Raw genomic sequence first — 13,151 nt, forward strand, 5'->3', positions numbered from 1 at the left:
TCCTGTCTTCAAAGAGCTCTGATACTGTCTTGGCCAGTGAAACATGGAGGCGGTCATGAAGATATCGAGATTCTCGCTCACTTTGGCAGCATTGGTGGCTGCGGCTTCGCTGACCGGAACGGTTCAGGCAAGCTTTGCCGATCAGACACTTCTGAACGTGTCCTACGATCCGACGCGTGAACTTTACAAGGATTACAACGCCGCTTTTGCCGCCCACTGGAAGGCAGAAACCGGCGAAACCGTCACCATTCGCGCATCCCACGGCGGGTCGGGCAAGCAGGCGCGCTCGGTGATCGACGGCATCAAGGCCGATGTGGTTACGCTGGCGCTCGAAAGCGATATCGATGCGATTGCCGCACTTTCGGGCAAGATCGACAAGGACTGGCGCAAACGCCTGCCCAACAATTCGGCTCCCTATACGTCAACCATCGTTTTCCTTGTGCGCAAGGGCAATCCGAAGGGCATCAAGGACTGGGGCGATCTGGTGAAGGACGGCGTCGAGGTCATCACGCCGAACCCGAAGACCTCTGGCGGTGCCCGCTGGAACTATCTCGCCGCATGGGCCTGGGCCTACAAGCAATACGGTGGCGACGAGCAGAAGATCAAGGATTACATCGGCGAATTGTTCCGCCATGTGCCTGTACTCGATACTGGTGCGCGCGGCTCGACAACCACTTTCGTGCAGCGTCAGCTCGGCGATGTGTTGCTTGCCTGGGAAAACGAAGCCTATCTCTCGGTGGCTGAATTTGGCGAGGATGCATTCGACATCGTCGTTCCGCCGCAATCCATTCTGGCTGAACCGCCGGTCGCGGTGGTGGACAAGAATGCAGAGGAAAACGGTACCACCAAGCTGGCGCAGGCCTATCTTGAATATCTGTATTCGCCGGAAGGTCAGGCGCTTGCCGCCAAGCATTTCTACCGTCCGTCGAAGCCTGACATCATCCCTGCCGACAAGCAGCGCAAGTTTCCGGACTTGACGCTGGTGACGATCGATGATCCGATTTTCGGCGGATGGGCCAAGGCACAGCCCTATCATTTTGGCGATGGAGGAACGTTCGACCAGCTCTACAAGCCGGGAAAATAATCCGGAGTTCGAGAGCAATCAGTAACAATAAGTACTGAAGAGGGAACAAACCAACGCATGTCTTCGCTCCCTGCACGGGCCAGAGCAGGGTCGCACTTCAGAAAGCCGAGCGTCATTCCCGGTTTCGGGCTGACGTTCGGCTTCAGTGTTGCCTATCTGACCCTTCTCATTCTCATTCCGCTTGCGGCATTGGTGCTGCGTTCCACCGAAGTAGGGTTTTCCGGCTTCTGGCGCCTCGTCACCGATGAGCGCACATTGAAAGCGCTTGAAACGAGCTTCGGCACCGCCTTCATCGCGGCGCTGGTCAATGTGGTCTTCGGCGTCATCCTCGCCTGGGTTCTGGTGCGTTATCGCTTTCCGGGGCGCCGCTTCGTTGATGCCATCGTCGATATTCCCTTTGCGCTGCCGACGGCAGTGGCCGGTATTGCGCTGGCCGCGATCTATGCGCCGAATGGCTGGATAGGCAGCCTGCTGGCTCCGTTCGGCATTCGCATCGCTTTTTCGCGGGCGGGCATTATCATTGCGCTGATCTTCATCGGTCTGCCCTTCGTGGTGCGCACGGTCCAGCCGATCATGGAGGAAATCAGCCGCGAGGTCGAAGAGGCGGCGGCAACGCTTGGCGCATCCCGGTTTCAGACCATCTGGCGGGTGCTGCTGCCGAGCCTGCAACCCGCCATCCTGACCGGCTTCGCGCTCGCCTTTGCACGCGGCGTCGGCGAGTATGGCTCGGTGATCTTCATTGCGGGCAATACGCCTTATGTCTCGGAAATCGCGCCGCTTCTGATCGTGATCAAGCTGGAGGAATATGATTATGCCGGGGCGACGGCGCTTGCCACGGTGATGCTGGCGCTTTCCTTTGCGATGTTGCTTTTCATCAATCTCATCCAGTCGTGGACACGGAGGAAATATGGTCATGGCGAATGAACCTGTCTCTGCCGCTCCTCGCAACAGCCGAAGCGCTGTCACGGAAAGCCCGGCGACGCGCATCACGCTGATCGCTCTGGCGCTGGCATTTCTGGCCCTGTTCCTCATCCTGCCGGTGATAGCGGTTTTCGTGGAAGCCTTCCGCAAGGGGGCAGGCGAATATCTGGCGGCACTGGTCGAGCCGGATGCCTGGGCTGCGATAAGGCTCACCCACATGGTGGCGGCCATTGCCGTGCCGCTCAATCTGATCTTCGGCATTGCAGCTGCTTGGGCAATCGCGAAGTTCGAGTTCAAGGGCAAGGCGCTGCTGACGACGCTGATCGATCTGCCGTTTTCCGTGTCGCCGGTCATTTCGGGTCTTGTTTTCGTGCTGCTTTTCTCAAGTCACAGCCTGCTCGGGCCGTGGCTGTCACGGCACGGTATCGAGATATTGTTCGCCGTTCCCGGCATCGTGCTGGCGACGGTGTTCGTCACGTTTCCCTTCGTCGCGCGCGAACTGATCCCGCTGATGCAGGAACAGGGAACCGGCGATGAAGAGGCGGCGATTTCGCTTGGCGCCAATGGCTGGCAGACGTTCCGCTATGTGACGCTGCCCAATATCAAATGGGGGCTGCTTTACGGTGTGCTGCTCTGCAATGCCCGTGCAATGGGCGAGTTCGGCGCTGTTTCCGTTGTCTCTGGACATATTCGCGGTCTCACCAATACGATGCCGCTGCATGTGGAAATTCTCTACAACGAATATAACTTCGTCGGTGCATTTGCGGTGGCATCGTTGCTGGCTTTCCTGGCGTTGTTGACGCTTGCGATCAAGACGGCGCTGGAACTGCGCTATGGCGATGAACTGGCTGGCAGTGGAAACGGGCACTGACACCCAAACTGGCAATTAGCCGCTCGGCGGCAGAAATAAAGCATAGTCCTGCTATGGCAGATGAAAGGATTGGGAATGGAAGTTCGTGTTGCCGGTGTGCGTAAGGAGTTCGCTCGCTTCCCGGCGTTGCATAATGTCTCGCTGGATATTCGTTCCGGCGAGCTGATCGCTTTGCTGGGGCCTTCCGGTTCGGGCAAGACCACGCTTTTGCGCCTGATTGCCGGGCTGGAAACCCCGACTGAGGGCACGATTTTCTTCGGCGACGAGGACGCCTCGCAGAAGAGCGTTCAGGAGCGCAATGTCGGCTTCGTCTTTCAGCATTATGCGTTGTTCCGTCATATGACGGTGGCGGACAATATCGGCTTCGGCCTGAAGGTGCGTCCAAGCGCGACGCGTCCGTCGAGTGACGATATTCGCAACCGCGCGCTGGAATTGCTCGATCTCGTGCAGCTACAGGGACTGGAGAAGCGCTATCCGGCGCAGCTTTCCGGTGGTCAGCGCCAGCGCGTGGCGCTTGCCCGCGCCATGGCGATTGAACCGAAAGTCCTGCTTCTCGATGAACCGTTTGGCGCGCTTGATGCGCTGGTGCGCAAGGAACTGCGTCGTTGGCTGCGCGAGATTCACGACAAGACCGGCCATACGACCGTTTTCGTGACCCACGATCAGGACGAGGCGCTGGAGCTCGCCGACCGCGTGGTGGTGATGAGCCAGGGGCGTATCGAGCAGGTCGGCACGCCCGACGAAGTCTATGACAATCCGAATTCCCCCGGCGTCTATGGCTTCATCGGCGAGTCCAGCACACTTCCGGTGCGGGTCGAAAAGGGCGAGATCTGGCTGGTGGATCGCAATATCGGATTGACGGTCCAGGATGTGGCGGATGGTGACGCGCAGCTCTTCTTCCGTCCGCACGATGTTGAATTGCTGGACGGTTGCGGCGGCTGTATCGCAGGCACGGTGGTCGCCAGCCGTCGCTCGGGCGGCAAGCGGCGTGTCGAACTGGAAGTAGGCGGCGCACGCGAGCGGGTGGAGATCGAAATTCCAGCCGAACATCCAGCCGCGGAAAAGAGTCGCATCGCCTTCCGACCGCGTTACTGGAAGCTTTTTCCTGCCAGTGAAACTGGTTCCGGAATAGGTTCCTGATCGTCACTTTCCGGTGAAGTGAAAGACGAGGCCCGGCAGATGCGCGGTGATTCCCGCAGACCTGTCGGGCTTTTCTCTATTGACGGGCGTGGTGGGGCCGCGCTGAAATTTTCCGGCACGTTACCTGCGGTAGTATTATTTTTATTTTCAATATGTTAGGGTTGCAGGGAACGGGGTGTTCCATAACGCAACATTAATGGGCGGAAAGAATTGTGCGTTGCGATTCAAACGGTTTGAATATCAGCACATTGCGCCGTCGCATTTTGGCCAAATGCGGTCGACATTCAGGGAACCGATCACGGATACTGCCGTTTCCCTGAAATGAAAATTCGGAATAATGTCAGTATCCACCCGCCGCAGATAACTCATTTCCTTCGGAAAGGCTGTTAAGGCAGATGCCGGAATTGTCTTCTTCGCTCTCCAATTCAACCTCTACCGAGAATAAATCGCCGATGCAGAAACCTTCGATGGAACCCAAATCCAGCGAGCCCGATGCATCGGGCCGGATTCCGCCCGAACAACCATCCCCCATCAGGGCCTTGTACAAAACCGAGGAAGAGCTTGGCGCGCTTGCCGCTGCCGTGGCGCGGGGTGAAGACATTCCGCTGCCGGGCTATATCGCCTTCCCGTTCGATCAGCGCCTTTCCGAAAACGGCAAGCTGATTCTGCATGCCTATCGCGCCTCTGATGCCGCATCGCGTGCGGGTGAAACCATCACGCCAGCCGCGCAATGGCTGCTCGACAATCACTACCAGATCGACAAGAACGTGCAGCAGGCCCGCCGCGACCTGCCACGCCGCTTCATCCGTCAGCTGCCGCTCTACAAGGCGCCGGTTGAGAAATATGAAGGCATGCCGCGCATTTTCGCGCTGGCCTGGCTTTATGTCGCCCATACGGACAGCAATTTCTCGCTGAAGACGCTGACGGCCATCGTCAAGGGTTTCCAGACTGTCGAGCCCCTGAAGATTGGTGAATTGTGGGCGCTGCCTTCTGCGGTGCGCTATTTCCTGATCGAGAATGCACGCCGTCTGGCGCTGCGCGTCGATCGCGCGCGCATCATGCGCAATCTCGCCAATACGGCCGCCGACCGCATCGTGGTCGCCACCGACGGTGCCGAACTGGATTCGGTTCTGGCGCAATATGCCGATGCCGCCCGCGACAGCACTTTCGCGACCCATCTTCTTTATCGCCTGCGTTCCTCCTCGACGGACACCACGGCTGCTGCCAGCTGGCTGGAACGGATTCTGGAGCAGGAAGGCAGCAATCCGGAAGACGCCATCGTTGAGGAACATGCCCGCCAGTCTACTGGCGGCGTCACGATGGGCAATGTCATCCGCAGCCTGAAATCCATCGATGACGTGGACTGGGAGACCTGGTTCGAAACCGTCAACGAGGTTGATGCGATCCTGCGTGACCACAGCGATTTCGAACTTCTGGATTTCCGTTCCCGCAATGCCTATCGCGTGACCATCGAAAAGCTCGCCCGCTATTCGGACATGAGCGAAATCGACATCACATGGGCTGCGCTGAAACTGGCCGAAGACGGACATCGTGCGGAAAAGGCCGGTCATCCGGAAGCCGAGGGCAAGGGCGCAATCGCCTATTACCTGTCCGGCGAAGGGCGCAAGGAGCTGGAAAAGGTCTGTGGCTACAAGGCGCCATTCGGCGTCAAGGCGCTGCGCTTCTATCGTGGTCTCGGTCTGTGGGGGCTGTTCATCCCGACGGCGATCTTCACGATCCTGATCCTTCTGCTCGTCAATTACTGCATGATCCGCGCCGGTCTTTCGACTGATCTGCGCACGCTGTTCACGCTTCTGGCGATTTTCCCGGCAATGGACGCGTCCTATTCGCTGTTCAATGCGCTGGTGCCGTGGTTTGTCCAGCCGACGCGGCTCATCGGTTTCGAATATAAGGAAGGCTTGCCGGAGGAGGCGCGCACGCTGGTCGCGGTGCCGACCTTCATCACCTCGCGTGATTCCATCGACGAGCAGATTCGCAATCTGGAAGTTCATTATCTCACCAATCCGCGTGGTGAAATCTACTTTGCGCTGGTCAGTGACTGGACCGATGCGAAGCAGGAAATCACGCCTGCGGATATGGAAATCTATGAATATGCGCGCGAGGAAATCGCCAAGCTCAACGAGCATTATACCGGCGACGACCAGCCACGCTTTTTCCTCATGCATCGCCGTCGCCTCTTCAACGAGAAGCAGAATTGCTGGATGGGCTGGGAGCGCAAGCGCGGCAAGCTGCACGAGCTGAACCTGCTGCTGCGCGGTGATCAGGATACGAGCTTTTTCCCGCCGGACGAACGTTTGCCGAAGGAAATCAAATATGTGATGACGCTGGACGCCGACACGCGTCTGACGCCGGAATCCGTCACGCATCTGGCCGGCAAGCTCAGCCATCCTCTGAACCGTCCGATCATCGACGAAAAGACCGGCAAGGTCGTGCGCGGTTACGGCATCCTCCAGCCGCGCGTCACGCCCTCGCTCACCACCGGTGACGAGGCGTCGTTCCTGCAGCGCGTCTTCTCGGTCAATCGCGGTATCGACCCTTATGTCTTCGCCGTGTCCGACACCTATCAGGACCTGCTCGGCGAAGGCACCTTCACCGGCAAGGGACTTTACGACATCGATGCCTTCGAGGCAGCGCTGAAGGGCCGCGTGCCTGAGAACACGCTGCTCAGCCACGATCTCCTGGAGGGCGGCTATTCTCGTGCGGCTCTGGTCAGCGATGTCGAAGTGGTCGAGGATTATCCGACCGGCTACAATGTCGACGTATCGCGTCATCATCGCTGGGCGCGTGGCGACTGGCAGCTTCTCCCCTGGCTGTTTTCGACAAGCCGTGGCGTCAGCCACATCACGCGCTGGAAGATGGTCGACAACCTGCGCCGCTCGCTCAATCCGATCCTGTGGCTGATCGCAGCCGTCGTCGGCTGGAGCGTGCTGCCAATCGGGCCTGCTGCCGTCTGGCAGGGCTTCCTCATTCTCTCCATGTTCGTTGCGCCGACATTCGGCATTGTGACCAATCTCATTCCATCGAACATGGACTATTCGCTGAAAGGTCATGCGCAGTCGGTGCTGACTGACATCGCGCTCGGCACGGCCGATGTGGCGCTGCGCACCACCTTCATCGCCCATTCGGCGTTCCTGATGGCGGATGCGATTGTGCGTACCGTCTATCGCCTGTTCGTCTCGCATCGCAATCTTCTGGAATGGCGCACGGCTGCGCAGGCGAGAACCTCGCCCGATACGCTGCTGTTTTATTTCCAGCTGATGTGGCCGGCCATAGCCATTGCGGGTCTGGCGATCTTCATCCCGCTTGCTGCCCAAAGTCATGCGGCAATGATCGCAGCGCCGTTTGCCGTCATCTGGTTTGCCTCACCGCTGATTGCATGGCTGGTCAGCCGTTCGGCGAAGCCGCAGGACACGCTGGAAGTGCTTTCTTCCGACAAGTCGGACCTGCGCCGCTATGCACGCAGGACCTGGCGTTATTTCGCCGAGTTCGCAAACGAGGAAAACCACCATCTGCCGCCGGACAACTTCCAGGAAGATCCGGCGCCGATTGTCGCGCAGCGCACGTCGCCGACCAATATCGGCGTCTATCTCCTGTCCGTCGTCGCCGCGCGCGATTTCGGCTGGATCGGCTTCGGTGAAACGCTGGACCGCGTTCAAGCCACTGTCGATACGCTTGAGAAGATGGAGAAGTATCAGGGCCATCTCTACAACTGGTACGAGACCAACACGCTGACGCCGATGCGCCCGCTTTATGTCTCTGCGGTGGATAGCGGCAACCTTGCCGGGCATTTGGTCACGCTGTCGTCGGCGCTGGAAGAATGGGCGGAAGCACCGTCCGTCTACATGCAGGGCGACCTCGACGGTATTCTTGATGTTAACGACATCCTTGAAGAGACAATCGCGAAAATCCCGGATGATCGCCGGATTCTGCGTCCGCTGCGCCGCCGCCTGGAAGAGCGGATTGCCAATTTCCGCCGCGCCGTGATTTCCATCAAGGATGAGCCGGAAACGGCCTCCTTCCGCACCATCAACCTGTCGCTGTTTGCAACCGACATCGTTCGCTTGATGGACGAACTCGATGGCGAAATCGAAACCCCGGCAAGTGCTGAAGCCGTGGAATGGGCGCGCATTCTCGTCGATACCTGCAAGGCGCATACCGAGGATTCCATCGGCGAGCACGATACGGACGCGCTGCGTGAGCGTTTGCGCTATCTTGCTACCCGTTCGCGCCAGCTCGCATTCGACATGCAGTTCGGTTTCCTTGAACGGAAGGAACGCCGCCTTCTCTCCATCGGTTTCCGTGTGCAGGAAAACGAACTGGACGAAAGCTGCTACGATCTTCTGGCGTCCGAAGCGCGTCTGGCGAGCCTGTTCGCCATCGCCAAGGGCGACGTTCCGGTCGAACATTGGTTCAAGCTTGGCCGTCTTCTGGTGCCGGTGGGCTGGAAGGGCGCTCTGCTCTCCTGGTCCGGCTCGATGTTCGAATATCTGATGCCGCCGCTGGTCATGTCCGAGCCGCTCGGTTCGCTGCTTGACCAGACCAACAAGCTCGTGGTGCAGCGCCAGATCGATTATGCGACCTCGCGCGGTCTGCCATGGGGTATTTCGGAAGCGGCGTTCAATGCGCGTGATGCGCATATGAACTACCAGTATTCCAATTTCGGCGTGCCCAATCTGGGCCTGCAGCGCGGCCTGTCGCGCAATGCGGTCATCGCGCCCTATGCGAGCCTGCTCGCCGCGCAGTATCAGCCTGCTGCTGCTGTCGCGAACCTGAAGCGCCTTGCCAAGCTTGGCGCGCTCGGACGCTATGGCTTCCACGATTCGGTGGACTTCACGCCGTCACGTGTTCGCGAAGGCGAACTCTGCGCCGTGGTGAAGAACTACTACGCCCATCACCATGGCATGGCGATCATCGCGGTCAACAACGTGATCTTTGAAGGCCGGATGCGTGAGCGTTTCCACTCCGATCCGGTGATCGAGGCTGCCGAACTGCTCCTGCAGGAAAAGGCACCCCGCGAAATCCCGATGATCTACGCCAAGACGGAAAATCCGATGCGCGTGGATTCGGGTGGCTTCGACGATGCGCCGATGCGGATTGTCGACAAGCCGTTCAAGGCGCCGCGCACCACGCATATGATGTCGAACGGACAATATGCGCTGATGGTGACAGCAAACGGTTCGGGCTACAGCCGCTGGCACAATTGGGACATTACCCGCTTCCACGCCGATGCGTCGGAAGACCTTCAGGGCACGTTCCTGTTCCTGCGCGACATGGAAAGCGGATACTGGTGGTCGGCAACCGGCGAACCGGTCCGCAACCCGGAAGAGGAAACCAAGACGGTCTTCACCGAAGACAAGGCGGAATTCTACAAGACCGCCGGTGACATCAAGACCGTCATGGAAGTGATCGTGTCGTCGGAATCGGACGGCGAAGGCCGCAGGCTCGACATCATCAACACGTCTGCCCGCGACCGCATGATCGAGGTCACCTCCTATGCGGAACTGGTGCTGACCGACAGCGACAGCGATGCCGCCCATCCGGCCTTTGCCAAGATGTTCGTGGAGACCGAAATCTCTGATAACGGTTCGACCATCTATGCCAAGCGCCGCAAGCGCGCGCCGTCCGATCCGGACATCCACGTCGCGCATTTCGTGACCGATCTTTCCGGCTCGATCCGCGAAACGGAAGTCGAAACCGACCGCCGTGCCTTTGTCGGTCGTGGCCGCAGCTTGCGTGATGCGGCTGCCTTCGATCAGGGTGCCAAGTTCAACGGCAGCCAGGGTTGCGTGCTCGACCCGATCGCTTCGGTGCGTACACGTGTCCGCGTTCCGGCGCATAAAAAGGTGAGCCTCGTTTTCTGGACCTTCGCAGGCGGCAGCCGAGATGCGGTAGAACATGCCGTGGCGCTGCATCGGCATCCGGAAACCTTCGCCCGCGAATATTCGCTGTCGTGGACCAGCTCGCAGGTGCAGCTCTACCATATCGGTATCAAGCCTGCCGAAGCTGCCGATTATCAGAAGGTCGCCGCCTATCTGCTCTATCCGGAGCGGACCCTGCGTCAGCCACCGGAAACCATCGCCAGCGGCCTCGGCAAGCAGTCCGACCTTTGGCCGATGTCGATTTCGGGCGACTACCCAATCTTTGCGCTGCGCATCGACAACGAAGCCGATCTCGATGTGTTGCGCGGCGTGCTGCGGGCGCAGGAATACTGGCGCTCGAAGGGCCTCACCGTCGATGTGGTGGCGGTTAACGAGCGTGCCTTCTCGTATGCGCAGGATACGCAGCGTGCCATCGACTGGATCGTGGAAGGTTTCCGCGCCCGCGGCGGCGGTCAACCGCACATCTTCGCGGTGCGCCGCGACCAGATGAGCGACGAGAGCTACAATACGCTGCTCGCCTCGGCACGTATCGTGATGCACGCACAGAACGGGTCGCTGGCCGAGCAGTTGCGCCGCAGCGAGGAAATCACCGTCGATCTGGCGGCGCGCGATGCCAAGACTGCCCTTGGCGGTCAGGCTTCGGCTCAGATGTCGGCTCAGGGGCTCGGCGCTGCGGGTCTTGCGCCTGTCGCCATCGAACGCGGGACGGAAGAACGCCGTCCCGTGGTCAAGCCTGTAGTAAACCGTCCTGCGCCGTCCGGGGACGATCTCCGTTTCTGGAATGGTTATGGTGGTTTTGCCGAGGATGGCAGCTATGTGGTGCGCATCAACAACCGGACCAACACGCCGCATCCCTGGATCAATGTGATCGCCAATCCGAATTTCGGGTTCCATGTCTCGGCGGAAGGTTCGGCCTTCACCTGGGCAGGCAACAGCCGCGATTATCAGCTCACCCCATGGGCGAACGATCCGGTCACCAACCGTCCGGGCGAGGCGATCTATATCCTTGACCGTGAAACGGGCCGCACCTTTGCGCCAACGGCAAGCGTGCTGCGCGATGAGGCCGTGACCTATGAAGCGCGTCATGGCCACGGCTATTCGAGCTTTGGGGCACAGCATGGCGAATTGGCACTCGACCTCACCCACATCGTGAATGCGGACAAGCCGGTGCGTCTGTCTCGTCTGACGATCACCAACAACGGGCGTTCCACGCGCAAGCTGCGCGTCTATGGCTATGTGGAATGGGTGCTGGGCAATGCCCGCTCCAAGAACGTGCCTTTCATTGTACCTTCGCAGGACGAGGAATTGGGCGCACTCTTTGCGGGCAATCCGTATCATCCGGACAAGTCCGGGCAGATCGCCTTCTTTGCGGCAACCGAAAAGCCGCAATCCGTCACTGCCGACCGCAGCGAGTTCATCGGCACCACCGGTTCGGTGGACAAGCCGGAAGTCGTGCTGGCTGGCAAGGCGCTTTCGGGTACGGTCGAGGCTGGCCGTGACCCCTGTGCTGCGCTCGCCCTCGATATCGAAGTCGGACCGGGCGAAGCGCGAGAGATCGTCTTCCTGCTCGGCAATGCGGCCGATCAGAGACAGGCGAAGGCGCTGATCGCTGAAACCCGCAAGGTGTCGTTCGGTGACAAGCTTGCTGCTGCCAAGCGCCTGTGGGAAAGCCTGTTCGACCGCGTTCAGGTGAAAACGCCAGACCCGGCTTTCGACCTTCTGGTCAATGGCTGGCTGCCCTATCAGGCGATTGCCTGCCGTATATGGGCCCGCGCTGCCTTCTATCAGGCAAGTGGTGCGTTCGGCTTCCGTGATCAGTTGCAGGACACGCTGTCGCTGCTTCTGATAGATCCGACCCTTGCCCGCGCGCAGATCCTCAATGCCGCATCACGCCAGTTCCCGGAAGGCGATGTCCAGCATTGGTGGCTGCCAGCGACCGGGGCGGGCGTCCGCACGCTGATCTCGGACGATGTTGTCTGGCTCGGCTATGGCGCTTCGCTTTATGTCGAGACGACGGGCGACCGCTCGATCCTCGATGAAAAGCTGCCGTTCCTCGAAGGGCGCAAGCTGGAGGAGGGAGAACACGATGCCTTCTATCAGCCGGAAATCTCCGAGCAGACGGCAAGCCTCTATGAGCATTGCGCCCTGGCACTCGACCTTGCTGTGGAACGCACCGGCAAGCACGGCCTGCCGCTGATCCTTGGCGGCGACTGGAACGACGGCATGAATCTCGTCGGCGTGAAGGGAGAGGGCGAGAGCGTTTGGCTCGGCTGGTTCCTCGCCTATACGCTCGGTAAATTCATCCCGATTGCCGAAGGGCGCAAGGACAAGAAGCGTGTCGATATCTGGAAAGCACATCTGGAAAGCCTGACGGCAGCCCTTGATCGCGATGGCTGGGATGGCCAATGGTATCGCCGTGGTTTCTACGACAACGGCGCACCGCTTGGCTCGAAGGACAGCGACGAATGCCAGATCGATGCCATCGCGCAGTCGTGGAGCGTGTTGTCCGGCGTTGCCGATCCGAAACGTGCCGAACAGGCGATGGCTTCGCTCGAAAAGTACCTGCTGGATGACGAGGGTGAATTGCTGCGTCTCTTTACGCCGCCTTTCGACGTCACCATTCAGGAGCCGGGTTATATCAAGGGCTATCCACCGGGCGTTCGTGAGAATGGCGGCCAGTACACCCACGGTGCGACCTGGGCCATTCTGGCGCTTGCCCGCATGGGCAAGACGGCCGAGGCGTGGCGTCTGTTCTCGCTTATCAGCCCGGTCAGCCATGGTCGCAACCCGGATATCTACCGCGTCGAGCCTTATGTGATTGCAGCCGACATCTATTCTGTCGAGCCGCGTCGCGGGCAGGGTGGCTGGACCTGGTACACCGGTTCCGCCGGCTGGTTCTACCGCGTTGCGACGGAGGGTATCCTTGGCGTCACAAAACGCGGCGACCGCCTGCATCTCGACCCGGCCTTGCCACCGGAATGGGAAGGCTATGAAGCGGAACTTCGCTTCGGCGAAGCGCTCTACCGTGTGAAGGTCGTGGCCGGTGCTAAAGACAAGGTGGTCAAGCTCAACGGTCGCAAGGTTGGCAAGCCGGAAGAGGGTGTGCCGATCAAGCCGGACGGAGAACACGAAATCGTTGTAGAGCTTCCCAAACAGAAGTGAACCGATTAAAAAGGCGGGTGAAAACCCGCCTTTTGCACGACTCGGCGAAGTAAAGCCGGATGTTTGTGCTATC

General features: G+C 59.6%; 5 protein-coding genes. All 5 read left to right on the plus strand.

The genetic code is table 11. The annotated features are described in order from the left end of the window. Nucleotides 1-55: 55 nt before the first annotated feature. The 5 genes from AAE521_RS16145 (at nucleotide 56) to AAE521_RS16165 (ending at nucleotide 13,078) form a co-directional block, all read left to right on the plus strand. The gene (locus AAE521_RS16145) at nucleotides 56-1,084 is read left to right on the plus strand and encodes a sulfate ABC transporter substrate-binding protein (RefSeq protein WP_010657956.1); all 1,029 of its coding nucleotides are present in this window, start codon (nucleotides 56-58) and stop codon (nucleotides 1,082-1,084) included. Nucleotides 1,085-1,141: 57 nt separating this feature from the next. After that, entirely contained in the window at nucleotides 1,142-2,008 is an 867-nt protein-coding gene (gene cysT / locus AAE521_RS16150; protein WP_010657957.1) for a sulfate ABC transporter permease subunit CysT, read from the plus strand. Continuing rightward, nucleotides 1,998-2,876 (plus strand): sulfate ABC transporter permease subunit CysW, encoded by an 879-nt coding sequence (gene cysW, locus AAE521_RS16155; RefSeq protein ID WP_342061843.1) that lies wholly within the window; start codon nucleotides 1,998-2,000, stop codon nucleotides 2,874-2,876. Before cysT ends, cysW begins: the two co-directional genes overlap by 11 nt. A 75-nt stretch (nucleotides 2,877-2,951) precedes the next feature. Further along, entirely contained in the window at nucleotides 2,952-4,016 is a 1,065-nt protein-coding gene (locus AAE521_RS16160; protein WP_071632885.1) for a sulfate/molybdate ABC transporter ATP-binding protein, read from the plus strand. A gap of 395 nt (nucleotides 4,017-4,411) precedes the next feature. Further along, complete coding sequence (locus AAE521_RS16165; protein ID WP_342061844.1) at nucleotides 4,412-13,078, plus strand: glycoside hydrolase family 94 protein; 8,667 nt, start codon at nucleotides 4,412-4,414, stop codon at nucleotides 13,076-13,078. Nucleotides 13,079-13,151: the final 73 nt, after the last annotated feature.

It is taken from the genome of Brucella cytisi (assembly GCF_038433355.1).
In the GTDB taxonomy this organism is placed as follows: Bacteria; Pseudomonadota; Alphaproteobacteria; order Rhizobiales; family Rhizobiaceae; genus Brucella; species Brucella cytisi.